The sequence below is a fragment of the Halomicrobium mukohataei DSM 12286 genome (assembly GCF_000023965.1).
In the GTDB taxonomy this organism is placed as follows: Archaea; Halobacteriota; Halobacteria; order Halobacteriales; family Haloarculaceae; genus Halomicrobium; species Halomicrobium mukohataei.
The window spans coordinates 221,541-241,384 of record NC_013202.1 but is presented as its reverse complement, the minus strand read 5'-3'; the positions used below and the strand labels follow the sequence as shown (position 1 = coordinate 241,384).

The window sequence follows — 19,844 nt, the reverse complement described above, 5'->3', positions numbered from 1 at the left end:
CGGAGTGTTCACACTCGGGACACGACACAACCATGATCGAACTATTCGACGACGAGGAAAACGACCGCGGGCAGGTCGGGATCGGGACGCTGATCGTGTTCATCGCGATGGTCCTGGTCGCGGCGATCGCCGCCGGTGTGCTGATCAACACCGCCGGGTTCCTGCAGTCCAGTGCCGAAGAGAGCGGTGAACAGTCCAGTGCGCAGGTCACTAACCGACTGCAAGTCGTCAACGCAGTTGGTGAAGACATTGTCGATGACAGTGGTTTCGAGGTGACGACGGTCAACATTACCGTCAAGAAGGCTCCAGGTGCTGACAACGTCGACCTCGAGACTACGACTGCACAGTGGGTCTCCTCTGATGGGACATTCAATGTCGTTAGTGAGCCAGCCTCAGGCACTGGAGGGACCTCGGGAGATGCTACCTTCGCAATCTCGACGTTCCAGGACGACGATAATTCGATCGGCAACAGTGATGTCCTGAATGATCCGTCTGACCGCGCAACCATGACGTTCCGTACTGATTCACATAATAACGGGAATACAGTGGTCAGCACTGTCAATGCGGACCTCACTGAAGGTTCAACTGCGACGGTCAAGCTGAACACGCAGGCCGGTGGCGAGACGACGGCGACGCTGGTCGTGCCCGAGTCTCTCTCCGGGAAATCTGCGGTCAGCCTCTAACTGACGCCGACATTTTTCTGTTTTCTTCACGGTCGACAGCGAGACGCTTGCGACGATTTTGTTTGCTGTTCCTTTCCACAAACAGATCTGTGCCAGACGCATTTTGGACTGACGGATGTCTTTGACCGCCATGGGGCCAGCACCGACCGGCTTCAGAACTACTGCTGCTGCCCGTTTTTCACTTACAAAAATGGAGATCGTCACCAAAATCGGAAATTCATAGACTGATAATTGGCGGCCTAGCCTTATTGCCGGGTAGTGGTCATGTTCTGGTAGCGTCCGGAGTGTTCGCACTCGGGACACGACACAACCATGATCGAACTATTCGACGACGAGGAAAACGACCGCGGGCAGGTCGGGATCGGGACGCTAATCGTGTTCATCGCGATGGTCCTGGTCGCGGCGATCGCCGCCGGTGTGCTGATCAACACCGCCGGGTTCCTGCAGTCCAGTGCCGAAGAGAGCGGTGAACAGTCCAGTGCGCAGGTCACCAACCGACTGCAAGTCGTCAACGCAGTTGGTGAAGAAATCATCGATGCTGACTCCTCAACGAGCGGCGACGCTGAGGTGGCTCGTGTCATCTTGACAGTTAAGAAAGCTCCGGGTGCCGACAACGTCGATCTGGAAACTACTACCGCACAGTGGGTCTCCGACGGTGGGACCTTCAATATTGTCGAGGACACTAGATTCGACAACACCAACCACGATGCGGCATTCTTGACCGGGACATTCCAAGATGATGACGCTTCTATCTCTGACAGCACCGTGCTTAATGATCCTGCGGACCGCGCTACCATGACCTTCGAGACTACTCAGTTGAGTTCTACCAACAGTGGCGGTGCAACTGTTGATGGGGGTAACGATGATGCACTCGTTAGTGACTCCCTCTCCGAGGGATCGACTGCGACGGTCAAGCTGAACACGCAGGCCGGTGGCGAGACGACGGCGACGCTGGTCGTGCCCGAGTCCCTCTCCGGGAAATCTGCGGTCAGCCTCTAACTGACGCCGACGTTTCTCTGTTTTTGTCAGGGTCGATAGCGACGCGCTCGCGATCACTCGGCGCCATCGAGCCACGACCCTCCCTGCCCGAAGATGTCTTTGCTCGGGCGTGGTCAACTCTCTCGAAGGGATGTTGACGATCGCGTCGTCCGTGTCGACCGCTCTTCGATTCCAGCCCGGTTTTCAGTTTCAAGAATCGACCTTCTCTCCGATATTGTCGATTCATAAATTGATAATTGGCAGCCTAGCCTTATTACCGGGTAGTGGTCACGTTCTGGTAGCGTCCGGAGTGCTCGCACTCGGGACACGACACAACCATGATCGAACTATTCAACGACGAGGAAAACGACCGCGGGCAGGTCGGGATCGGGACGCTGATCGTGTTCATCGCGATGGTCCTGGTCGCGGCGATCGCCGCCGGTGTGCTGATCAACACCGCCGGGTTCCTGCAGTCCAGTGCCGAAGAGAGCGGTGAACAGTCCAGTGCGCAGGTCACCAACCGACTGCAAGTCGTCGACGCAGTTGGTGACGGAATCATCGATGACACCACAGCTAGTAGTGACACGGCGGAGGTTACTCGCGTGACGCTGACCGTTAAGAAGGCTCCAGGTGCCGACAACGTCGATCTGGAGACCACCACTGCACAGTGGGTCTCCAGCGATGGGACGTACAACATCGTCGCAGCGACGAGAGATGACTTTTCTACGAGTAACCATGGTGGTGCGTTCGGAATCGGAACGTTCCAAGATGACGACAATTCGATAACGGAGAGCTCTGTGCTCAACGATCCTGCTGACCGCGCTACGATGACCTTCGAAACCACTGACGTGTCCAACAGCAACGACGGTCGAACAGTTGAAGACAGCGATGGTAATACCAATTCGAACTTCGAGATTGATACCGACCTCGGCGAGGGTTCGACCGCAACGGTCAAGCTGAACACGCAGGCCGGTGGCGAGACGACGGCGACGCTGGTCGTGCCCGAGTCCCTCTCCGGGAAATCTGCGGTCAGCCTCTAACTGACGCCGACGCTTCTCTGTTTTTCACCTCAGCGCCCAGCGCCGCCGCGGGGCGACGGACTTATATTTGAGTGTGTCACACTGTTACACATGTCTGAGGGGCCCGACGAGCCCAATCCGGAAGACGGGAAGATCCTCTCGCCCGAAGAGCTCGACATCTCCGACGACGACCACGTCGAGCAGATCGACGAGGGCAGGTACGTCGTCTCGCCCGACGTTCGGACGGATTCGACGACGCCGTCCCGTCCCGCACCGGACCCGACGCCCGAGCCCGAACCGACGCCAGAGCCCGAGCCGACGCTGGACGACGCGACGGTCCACGAGTGGCTCGCGGAGACCATGGACGAGGGGAACTCCCGCTACGGCTTCGACGTGACGGCCAAGTTCGACGGCACCGTGAGCCAACAGCGGATGGTCTCGAACGACATCATCACCGTCTTCGAGAGTCTCATGCTGTGGTACGCCCGTCAGGTCGACGGCTCGACGCCGGTCGAGGAGGTGCTGGGCATTCTCCTGAGCGAGTCGAACGTTCCCGTCCGCTACCCGCCCGAGAGTCTCCGAGAGCTCGTCAAGACGAGTGGCTGTTCGCCCGACGACTCCATCGCGGAACTGCTGGCGGCCGTCGAGGGCGAGGACGGCGTCCAGCTGTAGGTGGTGCGAATCATTTAATGTCGGTCGTAGCGGTAGCTCTGTTAGCATGGTCTCCGTGGCCCGTCTCGAACGGCTCGCCGTCGCCGTCGTCGCGGTCACGCTCCTTCTGACCGGTCCGTTCGGCGTCGTCGACGCGACCGCACGGAATCCGACGACCGTCGGCGACGGGCGGGCCAACGCCACGGTCGAACGGCTCGACACGAGCGCGCTGGTCGTCGAGGGCGGCCGCTTTGGCACGGGCGTCGACTACCTGCGGATCCCCGACGCGACCATTTCCGTCTCGGATATCGAGGGGCGGCCACGGCTCGTCTACCGGGTGTCGGTGCCCGAACTCGGCGTCGATCGCACCACGACCCGACTGCTCTCCGGCGGCCAGTCCGAGACTGTCCGTCTCGGGATGCGCGATCGCGGCCTCGATCCCGACGGCGTCACCGAACAGCGGTACCGAGCCACGATCACCGTTCGCGTCCAGAGCTTCGAGTACGACCAGACGGTGTTCGAGGCCGACGAAACCGTCGAGGTCCGTCCATGAACGGTGATCGATCGAGCGGCGTCGACGCCCAGTTCCGTTCGGTCTGGTCGGACCGTCTCTCCCGGTACGCGGACCGCGCGGGACAGTTCGTCTTCGGGGACGCGATCGGCCTGACGCTGTGGCTCGGCGTCGTGTTACTGGGAGCGCTGTCCTGGCGGGTCGGCTTCTTCATCACGGACACGTACCCCATCGCCAACGCCGTCGCGAATCTGGCGGACGGCCGACTCGCGATGACACCGCCGGACTTCCAGTACTCGCTGACGCTGGGCACCCAGCCCGGCCTCCACGAGTACGGCGGTCGGTTCTACGCCCGCAACTACGGGCAGGTCGTGGCCGCGCTGCCATTCCTCTGGCTCCTTGAGGGTGCCAGCGTCGTCGCGCCGCCTCGCCTCGTGCTCGCCGGTGGGTGGGCGCTCGGCGTCGTCGGCCTCGGGCGACGGCTGGCCGCCCGCTTCGATCGACGGTGGCTCCGTCTCGTCGCCGTCGCCGTCGCGAGCGCCTGGTTCGCCGCTGCGGTGGTTCTCGCGACGGCGCTCGATCGATCCCAGCTGCCGCTGGTCGCGCTCCAGCTCAGTACGCTCGCGGCCGCTGGAGTGGTCGCGGTGTCGTGCTACCGGCTCGTCGGTGCGTTCCACGACCGGCGCGTGGCCGTCGCCGCGGGGGTCGCCCTCGCGCTCGCGACGCCGGTCGGCTTCTGGGCGACGATTCCGAAGCGCCACGTGCTGGTCACGGCGCTCGTCTTCTGGTCCGTGTTCGCGTTCGCACGGAGCCGGCAACTGGACGGCCGGGCGAGCTACGTGGCACACGGCCTCGCGTACGGTGCGCTCGGGCTGGTCGCGTGGGTCCACGCCTTCGAGGGGTTCTTCCTCACGGCCGCGCTGTTCGCCGTCGACTTCCTCACCGAACCCCGGAAGAGCCGCCGTCGTCTCGCCGTCGTCGGGGGGATCTTCGTGCTCTCCGTGCTCCCGATGGCCGTCACGAACGTGCTCATCAACGGGAATCCGCTCCGTCCGCCACGACTCCTCCCGAACGTCGGGCCCGAGAGCGTCGAACTCGCACCGACCGATGGTGCCAAAGCGGGCGACGGTGACGCGGCTTCGGGAACGGCCGGTGGCGACGCGGACGCCGACCCGACTGGTGGCGACGAGACACAGCGGACACTCCTCGACGAACTCTTCGGACTCCTGTCGCCGCTTTTCGCGCTCTCGACGCTCGCCGAGACGGTCCTGGCGCAACTCGTATTCATCGGTAACTACGCCGTTGCTGCGGTTTCCGACGGCGTTGCAGCCGCGGGCGAACACGAGCGGCTCTGGGAGATCTTCGTCCGACGCGGCAACTCGGCGTCCCTGTCCGGAATCAACGACTACGAGACGATCGATCTCTCGGTCGTCGAGTCGACGCCGATCGTCGGGACGCTCCTCGCACTCCCGGCGGTCGCCGCCGTTCACATCCGGCGACACGGCGTCGCCCTCTCCCGGCTGGGTCCGCGACGCCAGACGGATCTGCTCGTCGCGAGCTACGCCGTCGTGCTCACGCTCGTCTATCTCCCTCGGCTCCCGCTGTTCAGCCAGCTCACCGTCCGGTACCTGCTGCCAGCGATCGCACTGGCGTCGTACTGTCCCTTCCGTCTCCCTGCGGTTCGGGAGGCGATCTCCGGGGCTCCCCGGACGATCGCTGGTGTCTACGCCGGCACGATCCTGGTCGGGCCGGCTCTGGCGGCGGTCGTCCTCGGCGTCCTCGATCCGGCACTCGGGGAGGCGATCCAGTTCCACGCGCTGTTCGGGCTCTGTGTCGCGGCGGTCGCTGCCGTCCTCGTCGTCGGTCGGACCGTCGCCCCCGATCGCGTCTCACCCCGATCCGTCGCTATCGGGATGGCGGTGGCCGGTGGCGCGACGACCGTCTATCTCTCACTGGCGTCGGTGGAATACTTCGCGTACGGCCCGTTCGCGTTCGACGTCGTCGGGCTGATCGCCCGTCTTGTGCCGATTCTGTGATCGTCCCTTCGAGCGTCCGGAACCTGGCTGCCGTCGAGCGAATATCAAGCCCGATAATTCCGTGCAAGGGTTTATTTAGCTATTCACGGTACAACTGCAGTGATAGGTATGCCAGACGTACTGATCGCCGACGACTCGGAGTTTATGCGCAACCTCCTGCGCGAGATCCTCGAAGAGGATCACAACATCGTGGGGGAGGTCGAAAACGGCGTCGAAGCTGTCGAAGTGTACAAAGAACAGACACCGGATCTGGTGATGATGGACATCGTGATGCCGATCCGGGACGGGATCGAGGCGACCGACGAGATCAAGACTTCCAACCCCGACGCCAACGTCATCATGTGTACCAGCGTCGGACAGGAGGAGAAGATGAAAGAGGCCGTCAAAGCCGGTGCTGACGGATACATCACCAAGCCGTTCCAGAAACCCAGCGTGATGGAGGCTATCGAGGACGTCGTCCCCTCGTAAGATGAAAGTCGACATTCAGTCGCTCGGTACGTTCAACCAGCTCGCACACGAGGGTGCCGAACAGGCGACTCAGTCGCTGGCCCAGATGACCGGCATCGACGCCGTCGTCGACGTGACGAAGATCACGCTGTTGAACCGGGACGACGTTGGCGAAGAACTCGCCGGTCAGGACTTCGTCGGCGTGCAGTTCGACTTCGAGGGGGCACTCGACGGCGACACCGTGCTCGTCTTCGAGTCGGACTCGGTCGGTCCGATCACGGAGGCGCTGGTGCCCGGCGGTGCGGACGGCGAGATGGCACAGAGCAGCGTCGAGGAGATCGGCAACATCATGATGAGCGGCTTCATCGACGGGTGGGCCGACTACCTCGGGACGACGATCGAACACAGTCCCCCCGAGTACATCGAGGCGACCGGAGCCGACGTACTCCCGCCAGCGCCGACGGTGGCCGACCAGCCGCAGGTGTTCGTCTTCAAGTCCCAGATCGAGTGGGTCGGCGAGTCGCTCAACTTCTACATCTACATGCTCCCCGAGTACGACACGCTCGCGGAGCTGATGACCGACCACGCGGAGCCGGGCGGCGACGCCATCCCGATCGACAAGCTGAGCGTGTTCAACGAGATGACGACGAGCGGGACCGAACAGGCGGCCGAGAACGTCGAGATGATGACCGGCATCCCGACGGAGGCGGAAGTGACCCAGATCAGCTTCGCACCCATCGAAGACGTGCCCAAGCAGATCGGCGACGACACCTACGTCGGCACGGTCGTGGAGTTCACCGGCGTCCCCAGTGGCTACCTCCTCGTGTTGTTCGACGAGGTCTCGGCCCAGAACGTCGCCGAGGCGCTGATGCCGACCGAACCGGACGGCGAGGGACTCACCGAGCAACACAAGGCCGCGATCGAAGAACTGGGCAACATCATGACCAGTGGTTTCGTCGACGGCTGGGCGAACGTCCTCCAGACCTCGGTCGATCACACTCCGCCACAGCTCGTCCACGACATCGGGCAGGCGATCGTCGACCCGCTCGCGGCACAGGTCGGCCAGCACCAGGAACACTCGTTCATCATCGAGTCGGAGATGCGGACCGACGAGATCGAGTTCAGCAGCGAGATCCACGCCCTCCCCGACGAGAAAGAGCTCCGCCAGGCGCTCGAGGAACTCGAAGTGGACAGGGCCGACCAGACCGACGCCGACGTCGAACAGATATTCTGACAATGAAAGTGTACGACGGGAGCCAGACGGAACAGGAGTCGGTCGGGCAGCCCGAGCGCAAGAAGGTCGGTATCGCCGAGTACGCGGTGACGACGGACGAGGCGGTGCTGACCACCAGCGGGCTGGGATCCTGTATCGGGGTCGCACTGTACGACCCGGACTCGAACACCGCGGGTCTCGTTCACGTTATGTTGCCACGACACGACGAGGGCGAGGGCGCTCGCGCGAAGTTCGCCGACACCGGTGTCGAGGTGTTACTCGAAGAGATGGAGCGGGCCGGCGCACAGCGTCGCTCCATGGAGGCGAAGATCGCGGGCGGGAGCGACATGCTCGACTTCTCGGAGAACGGCTCCAGCATCGGCTCTCGCAACGCCGCCATCGTCCGCGAGACGCTCGCGGCGAACGACGTCCCGATCCTCGGCGAGGACGTCGGCGGCGATTACGGCCGCTCGCTTCGTCTCAAAGCCGCGACTGGCGATCTGATCGTCAAGAGCGCGAGTCAGGGCACCGCGACGCTGTAGCCCGCGCGAGGCGTCGTCGGGTACCTGCGTCTGACGCATGCCAGACACGCGACGGACGGAGACGCGGTCGATACCGTTCGTCTGACGATCCTTCCCGCGACGACGTGTCGGAAGGATCTCGCTGACGATCTCGCCAGCCTCTCTGCGGTTTATTCCGTACTTCTGGCCAGTAACTAACGAGTCTGTTATCAGATATGATATGGTAGACGGAATATTGAAGGGTATGAACATCCAGTTTTAGGTACGATGAGTAGCATTGCGCTCTTCCCGACGCTTCAGGTGGCGATCCCGGAGGGATCGATCTTCGCGCCCGCTCTCGTCGTTCTCCTCACTGGCGGGCTCGTCGGGATGAGCATCAAGAACATGTTCGACTCCATTCTCTCGGACGACGAGGAGTCGGACGACGCGGGTGGTGACGACGGCGACGAACTCGCCGACGGCGGGGGGCTCATGGCCGACGACGGCGGTGACGACGAGTTCGGCGATCTCGGCGGCATGGGTGGCGACGACATGGACGGGTTCGGTGGCGACGAGTTCGGCGACATGGACGACGCCGGCCAGGACACCGACGAACTCGAACACCGCCTCGACGAGCTCGAAAACGAGGTCGGATCGCTGTCGTCGACGGTCAACACGGTCCGGACCGAAAACGAGCAGATCAGCGAGTCCGTCGAAGAAGTCGAAGAGAACGTCCGCAAGCTGCTTGACATCTACGAGATGGTCACCCGTGGCGTCAACCCCTTCGCGGACGACATCGACGCCGGTATGGGCGGCGGTGGCGGCATGGGTGGCGGCGGCGGTTTCGGCCTCTTCGACGACGATGACGACGAGACAGAGGAGGACATCGACGAAGACATCGCCAACGCCGACGCCGAGGGGTTCTTCGACGAGGATCTGGTCGAGGACGACGGCGACGATCTGGGCGGCGGCGGTGACAGCGTCGACGACGTGTTTGCAGACGACGGTAGCGACGACGGCGGTTTCGAGGACGACGGCGGCAGTTTCGAAGACGACTTCGACGACTTCGACGAGGGGGGCGACGACCTCGGCGACTTCGACGAGGAGGACGACGACATGAGCATGGACATGGACGACGGTGGCGACGGCGACGGGGAGGGCGGAAAATCGTTTCAGGAACTCAAAGACGAGTACGACTCCGGCGACGCCGAGTGGGCAGAAGAGGACAGTCCCGGCGGCGACATGGCGCTCGACGAGGACGACGGGGACGACGAGATGGCCCTCGAAGACGACGAACTCTCCTCGGGCATCGAGGAGGACGGCGACGACCTCGACGGTCTCGCGGACGACGATCTGTTCGACGACGTCATCGAGGACGACGACGAGGACCTCACGGCCGAAGCGGACGCGAGCGAACCGGAGCCAGAGCCCGAGCCGGAACCGGAACCGGAGCCAGAGCTGGAACCGGAGCCAGAGCCCGAGCCGGAACCGGAGCCAGAGCCGGAGCCGACGACCACTGCGGAACCGGAGCCGGAACCAGAGCCGACGACCACTGCGGAACCGGAGCCGGAACCCGAGCTAGAGCAGACGCCGAACGCGTCGGCGGATGACGGGGGCAAGCCGTACCTCTCGGAGCTTCCCGGCGGCTTCGCAAGCGACCTGATCGTCGTCGAGTGGCTCGAATACCTCCTCGAACAGGCAAGCTACCGGGAAGCCGCACGCGCCATCGACTACTACGAGCGGATCGACTGGATCGACGAGGCCGTCGCCGACGACCTCCACGAGGTCCTCCGTGGCTTCGAGGAGTCCGGCGGCAAGGGCGGGCTGACGATCGACCACCACACGCGGAGTCTCCACTACATCAGTCAGCTCGACGAGGACAGCGGGGCCGACGCAGTGGCCCTGTCGAAGCTGGTTCGCGGAGGTGGTTCCGATGGGCTTCAGCGTTAGTGGCTCGGCGGCGATCGTCTTCGCCGGGATGTTCATCGCCTTCGGCATGTTCCATACGGCGACGACCAACGGCTTCGAGCGCGTCTCCGAGGCCCAGGAGGATCGGACCGACCGAACCCTGGCCCAGCAGAACACGGCCATCGACGTGACGAGCGCGACCTGGAACACCACCAGCCGGACGCTGACGGTCGCGGTCAACAACACCGGTTCCGAGTCGCTGGCGGTCAGCGACGTGGATCTACTGGCCGACAACAGCTACCAGTCGGGGTACGACACGTCGGTCGGTGGCGACGATGACACCGATCTGTGGCTCCCACAGGAGCAGCTGACGATCACCGTGACGGCGCTCGACGACGATCCGGGGCGCGTCAAGGTCGTCTCCGGCACCGGCGTCGCCGACACGGCGACGACGACGGAGGTGGTCTGAGATGGCAGGCGTCTCCGCGTCTCACCTGATCATCTTCATCGCGAGCATGATGGTCGCCGCCAGCGTCGTCGGGGTGTTCACCGACAGCGTCGGCCAGCTCAGCGACGCCATCAGCGAGCAAGGCGTCGACGTGAGCTCAGACGTTCGCAGTGACATCGAGATCATCTCTGACAGCGGTAGCGACGCGATCTACGACGCCGACGGCAACCAGAACATCACGCTCCACGTCAAGAACACCGGAACGTTACAGCTGCCGGCCAGGGCCGACCGGCTCGACATCTTCGTCGACGGTGCCTACCAGACGGACGTAGAAGTGACTCTGGTGGGCGGAGCCGAGGTCTGGGGCGCTGGTGACGTGGTCCGACTGGACATCTCGGAACCGCTCGATCCCGGTGACCACCGGGTGAAGATCGTCGTCAACGGCGACGAGGAGGTGTTCGAATTCCGAACATGAGTATCGCACGTAACGATCTGTACTCGCTGGGACTGGACGATCACGACCGACTGAACAAGGAACTGGGCGGGGGGATCCCCCCGGGCAGTATCATCCTCGTCGAGGGTGACTACGGGGCGGGGAAGTCGGCCATGAGCCAGCGGTTCAGCTACGGCCTCTGTGAGGAGGAAAACGACGTGACGATGCTGTCGACGGAGCTGACCGTCGGGAGCTTCCTCGATCAGATGCACTCGCTGTCGTACGACGTGGTCGATCACATCCTCGACGAGAACCTGCTGTTCTTGCACGCGGACATCGGCGACGGGAACACCTTCTCGGGCAACGAGGAGGAGCAAGACCGCAAGGAGCTGCTCCGTCGACTGATGGAAGCCGAGGTGATGTGGGAGTCGGACGTGATCATCATCGACACGTTCGACGCCATCCTGCGCAACGACCCGAAGTTCGAGGCGCTGGTCCGCCAGAACGAGGAGCGACAGGCCGCCCTGGAGATCATCTCCTTCTTCCGGGACGTGATCTCTCGGGGCAAGTGCATCATGCTGACCGTCGACCCCTCGACGCTGGCCGAAGAAGCGATCGGTCCCTTCCGCGCGATCGCCGACGTGTTCATCGAACTGGAGATGGTCGAGGTCGGCAACGACGTGCGCCGGCAGGTCAGCGTCAAACGCTTCGCCGGGATGGGCGAACAGGTCGGTGACACCATCGGGTTCTCGGTGCGGTCGGGGACCGGCATCGTCATCGAATCCAGGAGTGTTGCCTAATGACAGATCACGGACGACCCAAGCCATCCGACGAACTTCGACAAGTAGCGGCGCGACGACCACACCTGCGAGACCACTTGAAGAAGTTCAAGCAGATCACCGGCGAGTTCCCCGAGTTCATCGAGGAGGCCGACGACGACTACGAGTCCGACCGGCCAAACGTCCTCTACCCCGTCGGTGGCCCCATCTTCTGTCACGTCTACGGCGACATCGGACAGGACATGAAGTACTACGCCATCGAGCCGGAACTCGACGAAGACGAGTCGGTCGTCTTCAGCAAAGTCCGGAACAAGCTCCTCCAGAAGTCCGTCAACAAGCCCGCACCACAGAACGAAAACGAGTACGACGACCGGATCGAGGAACTGCTCCAGGAGTCGACCAAGATCCGCGACGAGGACGGCAACGACGGCGTCCTGACCCGTATTGCCAACCTCGGTAGCGTCGGACAGGTCGAAGTCACCGAGAGCACGTACGAGAACATCCTCTATCGGCTCAACCGCGACATCGTCGGCCTCGGACCGCTCGAACCAGTGATGCGTGACCCGGCAAACGAGGACATCCACGTCATCGGTCGCCAGGAGTGCCACGTCGACCACGAGGTCTACGGCATGCTCGAAACCACCGTCGAGTGGGAGTCCGAGGCGGCCTTCGACCAGTGGCTGCGAAACATGGGCGAGCGGATGGGCGACCCGGTCTCTGACTCCGACCCGATCGTCGACTCGACGCTGCCGGACGGGTCGCGTCTGAACCTGATTTACTCCGACGACGTGAGCGCGAAGGGACCCTCGCTCACGATCCGTCAGGGGACCGAGACGCCGCTGTCGATCTTCCAGATCACCAAGTGGAACACGCTCTCCCCGGAGCTGTCGGCGTACCTCTGGCTCGCGCTGGAAAACGAGCAGACGGTCTTCGTCGTCGGGGAGACGGCCTCTGGGAAGACGACGACGCTGAACTCCATCATGTCGTTCATCCCGCGGGACTCGAAGATCTACACCGCCGAGGACACCGCCGAGGTGCTGCCGCCCCACGACACCTGGCAGAAACTCCTCACGCGCGAGGGCGAAGACGAGGGGACCAGCGTCGACATGTTCGACCTCGTGGCGGCCGCGCTGCGTTCCCGCCCCGACTACATCATCGTGGGCGAGGTCCGTGGCGAGGAGGGTCGGATGGCGTTCCAGGCCGCACAGACCGGCCACCCGGTCATGCTGACGTTCCACGCCAGCGACATCGTCTCGATGATCCAGCGCTTTACCGGCGAACCGATCAACGTCCCGGAGACGTTCATGGACGTGGCCGACATCGCACTGTTCCAGAACCGCGTCAAGCAAGGCGACGACGTGCTCCGCCGCGTCACCTCGGTCCAGGAGATCGAGGGCTACTCCAAGGAGATGGACGGCGTCGTCACCCGACAGGCGTTCAATTGGGACCCTGTCGAAGACGAGATCAACTTCCAGGCGATGAACAACTCCTACGTCCTCGAAGAGCAGATCGCGACGCTGCTTGGCTACGAAGACACCCGCGAGATCTACGGCGAACTGGAGTTCCGGGCCAACATCATCCGCCGGGCGATCCAGGAGAACATCGTCGGCTACCACGAAGTGAACCAACTGATCGAGGACTTCCAGCGTGACGGCGTGGAAGGGCTCCCCTTCACGATCGCGCGCCCCGACTGATGGCATCCAACGAAGCGGAAAACTCCCTGAACCTGACGCTGTCCGAGATCTTCGACGACCTGCTGGACGCGTACCGGCAGATGCACATTCCGCTGCAGCGGTACCTCTTTTTCATTTTGCTGCCGGCGATTGCCTTCTTCCTGCTGAGCGCCGTCGCCGCGCTGGTGCTCGATCTGCCGATGATGATCCGGGCCCCGATCCCGATGCTGGGGTTCCTGGCGATGGCCGCGGCGATCTTCTACCCCAAGATCCTCATCTCACAGCGTCGCAGCCAGCTCAACAACCGCTTTCACCTGCTGGTCACCCACATGACGGTGCTGGCGACGACGAAGATCGACCGCATGGAGGTGTTCCGGACGCTGGCACAGGAAGAGGAGTACGGCGAACTGGCAAACGAGATGCACCGGATCGTCGAGCTGGTCGACACCTGGAACCAGAGCCTCGACGACGCCTGCCGCCGCCGCGCCAAGGAAGTCCCCTCGGCGGCGGTCTCTGACTTCCTCGACCGACTCGCGTACACGCTCGGTGCCGGCCAGTCCCTGGAGGACTACCTCCTCAGCGAACAGGAGCAGATCATCCAGAACTACACGACGGTGTACGAGGGGACGCTGGACAACCTCGAAGTGATGAAGGACCTCTACCTGTCGATGGTCCTCTCGATGACGTTCGCGCTCGTGTTCGCCGTCGTCCTGCCGGTGTTGACCGGGACCGACCCGACCATGACCGTCAGCGCCGTCATCGTCATGTACATCTTCGTCCAGTCTGGCTTCTACCTCGCGATCCGCTCGATGGCCCCCTACGATCCGGTGTGGTTCCACCCCGACGACTACCCCTCCGACGTCGAGAACCGCATCGAGAAGGCGACCTACGTCGGTGTCGCTCTCACCGCCGTCCTCATCTTCATCTCGCTGGGGGGGATGTTCGGCGTCTCACCGATCACGGTGGGTGACCTCCTCTTTTTCCTCGATCGGGTCCCGCTCTCGATGTACGCCGCCATCCCGATCACGCCACTGCTGATTCCCGGGATCGTCATCCGACAGGAGGAACAGCGGATCAAGGGTCGCGACGACCAGTTCCCGAGCTTCATCCGCGCGCTGGGCGCGACCGAAGGCGCGAAGCAGTCGACCACCTCGATGGTCCTGCGAACGCTCCGAGAGAAGGACTTCGGCGCGCTGTCGCCCAACGTCGACGACCTCTACAAGCGACTCAACATGCGCATCGAGCCCGCCGAGGCCTGGCGATACTTCACCGCCGACTGCCGATCGTACCTGATTCAGACGTTCTCGGAGATGTACCTTATCGGCCGCGAGATGGGCGGCTCGCCGAAACTGCTGGGCGAACTGATCGCGGCCAACATGAACGAGATCCAGGCGCTGCGCACTCAGCGCAACCAGGCCGCAACGACCCTGATCGGGCTCCTGTACGGTATCACTGCGGCGTCGACGTTCGCCTTCTTCATCGGCCTGCAGGTCGTCAACATCCTCTCGTCGATGTCGCTGAACCTCTCCTCGAACGCCGGGTTCGACGCCAGCACCCTGATCAACACCAGCGTCTACAACATCCCGCTGATCGAGTTCCTGCTGATCATCATCATCATGTTCGGCGCGATGCTGTCGGCGCTGATGGTCCGCACCGTCGACGGCGGCCACAAGGGCAACACCTACATGCACTTCGTCCTGCTGGCCTGGATCGGCAGCGTCACCTCGATCGCCACCAAGTGGCTGGTGACGCAGTTTATCGGCATCTAAATTTTTACTTCGGAGGGTGTCCTCGCTTCGCTGCGGGCACCCCCGCTCGCAAAAATTTAGTACAAAAACACCTCCGAGCCGCGCCTTCGGCGCGCTCGGAGTGAATCGCGCGAACTGCCGGGTCCTTCGGACCGCTCGTTCGCGCGAATGCCAACTGCACACGACTGCATCGGAAACCCTCAGTCGTCCGCTGACGAATCATCGTCGTTAGGTTCCCCCGACTCTCGCCGCTGAACTCGGTCGAACGACGTCGCGCCAAAGTAGCCTCGGAGGGCCATCGTCGTCCCAATGTACGACGCGGCGACGAGAGCGACGAATCCGGCAATCAGTTCGAAGACCATACGAGATTGCTGACAGCGGCGTCACAATAGATACTGTCATTTCGGCCGGACGAGCCGCGAGGCTTTTCCCCGCAAGCGGTCACACACAGTGTATGAGCAAGCGCACCGAATTCCTGGCGGGCGAGCGCATCGAGGACGTGGCCTTCTTCCTGCACGAGGACGCGGTCGGCAACGCCGACGCCCTCGCGGAGTACGCGGAGGATGTCGAGGACGGCATGGTGCTGGTGATCGACGGCGATCAGGGGCGCAGCGCCTTCCAGTCGGCCACCGGCATCGACCCGATGGGACTGGCCCGCGAGGCGATGGCCACCGACGGCGAGATCGCTGACGATCTGACCGGCGGTGTCTGTCCCAACGAGGACGAGGAACCCGACGAGAACCACACGGCGAAGTTCGTCTTCGCCTTCGCCGAGGAACAGAACGAGGAGGTCGGCGGCATCTACGAGGACGGCGACGTGATCCACGCCTACGCGGTCTGTCCCTGCGGCGAGAAGTACTCCGAGAAGTGGGTTATCGGCGAGTAGCGCCGTCCTACTGGCGGTCGCGCGTTTCGAGCAACAACGGCTCCGCGAGCCGCGCCAGTAGCGCCTTCGGGAGTCCGGTGAGGGCACTGCCCTCGTGTGTGTACTGGACGCCGACTTCGTCTCGCGTGACACCGTGACGGAGGTGCTGGACGCCGTCGGCGAGGAACCACCCACCAGCGGCGACGCCGCCGACGAGAGTTCCCAACGCTGATCCCAGCACGGCCACGTAGCCGGTCGCTCCCAGAATAAGCGTCCCGAGGACAACGCTGTCGGCGTAGTCGCCGACGACGTTCTCGGCGGTGTCGGCCAGCAACTGTAAAGCGAGAAAGGCCAGCCCGGCGGTGGCAGCGTACGACAGCGACCTCTCGACGACGTACAGCGTACCACCGACGAAGATGGCTCTCGTGAGCGAATCGGTGATAGCCGGACGGTCTGGCAGCCACGCAGGGAGGGCAGGTGACATACGACTATCTGTCCGTTTCCCGCTCGCTTCAAACCCACCTTTTTCAGCGTCGGGTGCGCTCGCGCACCACTCCTCGAAAAACGTGGTCTCACTGAGCGAAGCGAAGTGAGGCTCGGGAGAGCTCGCTCTCCCGGTGGCGAAAAAGCCGGCCTTCACGTCGTTCAGGCCGGTGAAACCGCGCCTCCGGCGCGGTATGCTACTCCGCCGCTTCTGGCTCTTCGGGTAGTCTCTTGAACGCGTCCACGATGGCCTGCTTCGCCACCGCACCGCGAGTACTCCAGTGATGGGCGTAGTCGAGCATGTCGTCGTACACGTCGGGCTTGCACCCCGCAGCGCGGGGGTGGCCGCCGCCGTTGACCTGGGCGGCGACCTCGTGGCAGCGCTCGAAGGTCTCGGTGCCCCGAATCGAGGCCGAGCCGGCGGGCTTGACGATGACGGCGGCGTCGGCACCCTGCTCGCGGAGGGCCTCGGCGACCTCGTTCTGGGAGCAGCGGCCGTAGGTGACGCCGACGGTCCACTCGCCCACGTCGCGCAGCTGGGCGCGCTCGACGGCCTTCTCGATGAGGGCCTCTTTCTCGACGCGCTTCTCCTCGATGAACTCGTGCCACTCCGGCGAGAGGTCGGGGCCGTGTTCGAGGACGGCCTCGATGTACTCTTCGGGCTCGATCCAGTAGCTCAGGTCCGCCAGGTCGTCGCTGCGCTCGTCGTCGCGGATCCAGAGGTCGTGGTCTCGCGTGACGGCGGCGAGTTCGGCGAAACGGTCGTCGAAGTCGTACTCCAGCTGTGCGAGGGCCACGTCCGCGGTACAGACCTCGTCGGAGTCGCCGACGGTACGGTCGACGCCGCTGTCGTCGACCGCCGCGCCGAGGTCCTCGTTCCACTGGTGGTGGTCGTACCAGCGCACGTCGTCGACGCGAGCGGTCAGGTCGTCGAGAGCGGCGATGTCGCTCTCGCTGTCGGGACAGAGATCACAGATCACCAGCGTGGCGTCGGCCTCGACGTACTCGGCGGCCCATTCGAGCGCCTCGTCGAGTTCGTGCGGACCGGCGGGGACCAGCGATCCCGAGCCAAGCGCCTCGCGAACGAGCGCGACGCAGGCCAGCCCGTCGGCGTCCGGGTCGGCGATGACGACGACCTCGGTCGATTCCATCTGCTCGGCGGCCTCGCGTTCCTGCTCTTCCTCTTCGATCGAGTCCGGGAGGAAGAATCCCTCCCCCGGGAGGATCGATTTCCGCTCCAGCGAGAGCCGCTCGTCGTCGATGAGCCAGTCGTCCATACCCGTTCCAGCGGGCGACGGCCAAAGAAGGTCGCGGTCTCGTCTACAGCCCGTTCGTCGCCTCTTCGAGCTGTCGGACGGTCAACACGGGCATCTCGGCCCGGCGGACGACGCCCTCGGCGACGCTGCCCAGCAGGTAGCCGTGTTCGCCGTGGCGGCCACGGGTCCCGGTGGCGATCACGTCGGCGTCGATCTCCTCGGCGTAGCGGCAGATCTCTTTGGCGGGATCGCCCTCGCGGACGGTCGTGACGACGGCGTCCTCCTCTTCCTCGGCCTCGGCGGCCTCCCGAGCGAACGTCAGCGCCTTGCCGCCGGTGGTCGCGAGCGCCTGCTCGAACTCCTCGCGGACGGCCTCCGGAGAACCGGCGACCTCTCCGGAGTCGACGACGTACAGCGCGTGGACGGTCGCGTCGAACTGGCCGGCGAGGTCGAGCGCGGCGGTGACGGCCCGCTCGGCCGTTGCGGAGCCGTCCGTCGCGATGACGACGGTATCGAACATACCGGTACTACCGCGGGGGGCGTCAAAAAGCCGCGGGCTTTTTGCTGGTCCGGTGGCACCTCCCGGTATGGACATCGACCTCGTGCTCGCGCCGGTGGACGGCTCCAATCAGTCCGAGGCGGCCGTCGAGTACGCGCTGGCCATCGCCGACGCCTACGACGCCGAGATCCACCTCCTCTTTGTCCTCGACGAGACGCTGATTCGCGCGATCGAGGCCGACGAGGTCGACGCCGACGCGATCGCCGACCAGCATCAGGTCTTCGCAGCCGAGATGCAGTCCCGACTCGACGACCGGGGCCACGAGGCCGGACTGAACCACTCGACCGCCGCCGGCTTCTCGCCGACGCGGCTCCGCCAGTCCCCGGGAAGCGTCATTCTCGACGTGGCAGAGGATCTCGACGCCGACTTCATCGTCGTCCCCCGCGAGCCGGGCAGCGACGACTCGGTGGACGCGATCGGCCGCGCGGCGCTGTACGTCATCGAGTACGCCAGCCAGCCCGTACTCTCCGTCTAGGCGGCTCCGGCGTGAGTCAAGCGAGCCGGATCGACATCTCCACCGATCCGGCGTGAGTCAAGCGAGCCGGATCGACATCTCCACCGATCCGGCGTGAGTCAAGCGAGCCGGATCGACATCTCCACCGATCCGGCGTGAGTCAAGCGAGCCGGATCGACATCTCCACCGATCCGGCGTGAGTCAAGCGAGCCGGATCGACATCTCCACCGATCCGGCGTGAGTCAAGCGAGCCGGATCGACATCTCCACCGATCCGGCGTGGGTCAAGCGAGCCGGATCGCCATTTCCTGCTCGAACCGCTCGCTGTTCGACGTTTCGAAGCCGACCTTCCGGTAGAGAGCGATCGCGGGATCGTTCCACCGTTCGACGGTGAGCCAGACCTGCTCGATCCCCTCGGACTGGCCGTGGCCCAGCAGCGTCTCGACGAGTTCGGTCCCGATTCCCGCTCCCTGGTACGCCGAGAGGACGAAAATCGCCAGCTCGTACCCGTCGTCATCGTCGGGGACCAGCGTCGCGTGGCCGACCAGATCGCCCTCGTGGCTCGCGACGACGTTGTACCGGTCCGTATCGAGGATGTTCTCCAGCCACCGCTCGATGGCCGTCTCGCGGGCCGGCGGGATGCCCTGGGCGCGGTCGGCGGGATCGAACTGCTTGTACATCTCGATCAGCGCCGTCCGGTCGGTGGCGTCCGCGCGTCGCAACTGGATCGAACGGCCCTCACGGTCGGTCACCTGGCGGGGCGGTGCCGGGAACGTACCGGCCGGCTCGTCTGGATAGCGTCGCGTCATCGGATCAGCGTCACCGGGGTCTGTGCGTTCAGCAGGACGAACTCGGCGATCGAACCGAGCTGGATCTTGCCCAGCGTCGACCGCTCGCCGCTGCCCAGGACGATCCGGTCGAACCCCTCGCTCTCGGCGACGTCGACGAGTCGACTTCCCGGATCGCCGCTGAGCAGTCTGATCTCGGCCTCGAAGCCGGTCTCGTCGAGCCGCTCGCGGACCCGTTCCTGGACTTCGTCTCCGCCCGCGTCTGTCTCGTGGCCGTCGAAGACGGCGACGGTCACCTCGTCGCCGGCCTCGCGTGCTCGTTCGATCGTCTCGTCGAGGGCCTGATAGGAGAGATCGCTGCCCCCGACTCCGAGTAGGACGTGCATAGACGGCTCAATGCAGGCACTCCTGAA

At 64.0% G+C, this 19,844-nt stretch carries 22 protein-coding genes; 17 read left to right on the top strand and 5 right to left on the bottom strand.

Features of this window, described 5'->3' with window-relative positions:
- Positions 1–32: 32 nt before the first annotated feature.
- The 16 genes from HMUK_RS01115 to HMUK_RS01040 all read left to right on the top strand — a co-directional run bounded on the left by HMUK_RS01115 (position 33) and on the right by HMUK_RS01040 (position 15,913).
- Complete coding sequence (locus HMUK_RS01115; RefSeq protein ID WP_012807773.1) at positions 33–683, top strand: archaellin/type IV pilin N-terminal domain-containing protein; 651 nt, start codon at positions 33–35, stop codon at positions 681–683.
- 312 nt (positions 684–995) lie between these two features.
- Positions 996–1,682, top strand: coding sequence for an archaellin/type IV pilin N-terminal domain-containing protein (locus HMUK_RS01110; protein WP_012807772.1), 687 nt, complete (start codon positions 996–998; stop codon positions 1,680–1,682).
- A 317-nt stretch (positions 1,683–1,999) separates the two neighbouring features.
- Positions 2,000–2,701, top strand: coding sequence for an archaellin/type IV pilin N-terminal domain-containing protein (locus HMUK_RS01105; protein ID WP_012807771.1), 702 nt, complete (start codon positions 2,000–2,002; stop codon positions 2,699–2,701).
- 90 nt (positions 2,702–2,791) lie between these two features.
- Positions 2,792–3,352, top strand: a complete 561-nt coding sequence (locus HMUK_RS01100) for a DUF7500 family protein (RefSeq protein WP_012807770.1) — start codon at positions 2,792–2,794, stop codon at positions 3,350–3,352.
- Positions 3,353–3,398: 46 nt separating this feature from the next.
- Entirely contained in the window at positions 3,399–3,884 is a 486-nt protein-coding gene (locus HMUK_RS01095) for a hypothetical protein (RefSeq protein WP_012807769.1), read from the top strand.
- The gene (locus tag HMUK_RS01090; RefSeq protein ID WP_012807768.1) at positions 3,881–5,878 is read left to right on the top strand and encodes a hypothetical protein; all 1,998 of its coding nucleotides are present in this window, start codon (positions 3,881–3,883) and stop codon (positions 5,876–5,878) included. The genes HMUK_RS01095 and HMUK_RS01090 overlap by 4 nt, the downstream gene beginning before the upstream one ends.
- 108 nt (positions 5,879–5,986) lie before the next feature.
- Complete coding sequence (gene cheY, locus HMUK_RS01085) at positions 5,987–6,346, top strand: chemotaxis protein CheY (protein ID WP_012807767.1); 360 nt, start codon at positions 5,987–5,989, stop codon at positions 6,344–6,346.
- Position 6,347: 1 nt separating this feature from the next.
- Positions 6,348–7,559 carry a chemotaxis protein CheC gene (locus HMUK_RS01080; RefSeq protein ID WP_012807766.1) on the top strand — a complete coding sequence of 404 codons (1,212 nt, stop codon included), beginning with the start codon at positions 6,348–6,350 and terminating at the stop codon, positions 7,557–7,559.
- A gap of 2 nt (positions 7,560–7,561) precedes the next feature.
- Positions 7,562–8,080, top strand: a complete 519-nt coding sequence (locus tag HMUK_RS01075) for a chemotaxis protein CheD (protein ID WP_012807765.1) — start codon at positions 7,562–7,564, stop codon at positions 8,078–8,080.
- A gap of 246 nt (positions 8,081–8,326) precedes the next feature.
- Positions 8,327–9,988: a FlaD/FlaE family flagellar protein gene (locus HMUK_RS01070; protein WP_012807764.1), complete on the top strand. Its 1,662-nt coding sequence runs from the start codon at positions 8,327–8,329 to the stop codon at positions 9,986–9,988.
- Positions 9,972–10,415 (top strand): flagellin, encoded by a 444-nt coding sequence (locus HMUK_RS01065; RefSeq protein WP_012807763.1) that lies wholly within the window; start codon positions 9,972–9,974, stop codon positions 10,413–10,415. The genes HMUK_RS01070 and HMUK_RS01065 overlap by 17 nt, the downstream gene beginning before the upstream one ends.
- A gap of 1 nt (position 10,416) precedes the next feature.
- The gene (locus HMUK_RS01060; protein WP_012807762.1) at positions 10,417–10,869 is read left to right on the top strand and encodes a flagellin; all 453 of its coding nucleotides are present in this window, start codon (positions 10,417–10,419) and stop codon (positions 10,867–10,869) included.
- Entirely contained in the window at positions 10,866–11,627 is a 762-nt protein-coding gene (locus HMUK_RS01055; RefSeq protein WP_012807761.1) for an ATPase domain-containing protein, read from the top strand. The genes HMUK_RS01060 and HMUK_RS01055 overlap by 4 nt, the downstream gene beginning before the upstream one ends.
- On the top strand, positions 11,627–13,300 hold the full coding sequence (locus tag HMUK_RS01050; RefSeq protein WP_012807760.1) for a type II/IV secretion system ATPase subunit: 1,674 nt from the start codon (positions 11,627–11,629) through the stop codon (positions 13,298–13,300). The genes HMUK_RS01055 and HMUK_RS01050 overlap by 1 nt, the downstream gene beginning before the upstream one ends.
- On the top strand, positions 13,300–15,048 hold the full coding sequence (flaJ, locus tag HMUK_RS01045) for an archaellar assembly protein FlaJ (RefSeq protein ID WP_012807759.1): 1,749 nt from the start codon (positions 13,300–13,302) through the stop codon (positions 15,046–15,048). The genes HMUK_RS01050 and flaJ overlap by 1 nt, the downstream gene beginning before the upstream one ends.
- A 433-nt stretch (positions 15,049–15,481) precedes the next feature.
- Positions 15,482–15,913, top strand: coding sequence for a DUF5807 family protein (locus tag HMUK_RS01040; RefSeq protein ID WP_012807757.1), 432 nt, complete (start codon positions 15,482–15,484; stop codon positions 15,911–15,913).
- Between the two features lie 7 nt (positions 15,914–15,920).
- Here the strand turns inward: HMUK_RS01040 and HMUK_RS01035 are convergent, their stop codons facing one another.
- From HMUK_RS01035 to HMUK_RS01025, 3 genes are all read right to left on the bottom strand, one after another.
- Entirely contained in the window at positions 15,921–16,376 is a 456-nt protein-coding gene (locus HMUK_RS01035) for a hypothetical protein (protein WP_012807756.1), read from the bottom strand.
- Positions 16,377–16,572: 196 nt separating this feature from the next.
- Positions 16,573–17,652, bottom strand: coding sequence for a DHH family phosphoesterase (locus HMUK_RS01030; protein WP_012807755.1), 1,080 nt, complete (start codon positions 17,650–17,652; stop codon positions 16,573–16,575).
- Between the two features lie 43 nt (positions 17,653–17,695).
- The gene (locus tag HMUK_RS01025; RefSeq protein WP_012807754.1) at positions 17,696–18,151 is read right to left on the bottom strand and encodes a universal stress protein; all 456 of its coding nucleotides are present in this window, start codon (positions 18,149–18,151) and stop codon (positions 17,696–17,698) included.
- A gap of 67 nt (positions 18,152–18,218) precedes the next feature.
- On the opposite strand from HMUK_RS01025, the gene HMUK_RS01020 reads away from it, so the two are divergent.
- Positions 18,219–18,665, top strand: coding sequence for a universal stress protein (locus tag HMUK_RS01020; RefSeq protein ID WP_012807753.1), 447 nt, complete (start codon positions 18,219–18,221; stop codon positions 18,663–18,665).
- A 262-nt stretch (positions 18,666–18,927) separates the two neighbouring features.
- Here the strand turns inward: HMUK_RS01020 and HMUK_RS01015 are convergent, their stop codons facing one another.
- Both HMUK_RS01015 and HMUK_RS01010 read right to left on the bottom strand, forming a co-directional pair.
- The gene (locus tag HMUK_RS01015) at positions 18,928–19,452 is read right to left on the bottom strand and encodes a GNAT family N-acetyltransferase (protein ID WP_012807752.1); all 525 of its coding nucleotides are present in this window, start codon (positions 19,450–19,452) and stop codon (positions 18,928–18,930) included.
- On the bottom strand, positions 19,449–19,817 hold the full coding sequence (locus HMUK_RS01010; RefSeq protein WP_012807751.1) for a universal stress protein: 369 nt from the start codon (positions 19,815–19,817) through the stop codon (positions 19,449–19,451). The genes HMUK_RS01015 and HMUK_RS01010 overlap by 4 nt, the downstream gene beginning before the upstream one ends.
- Between the last annotated feature and the right edge of the window lie 27 nt (positions 19,818–19,844).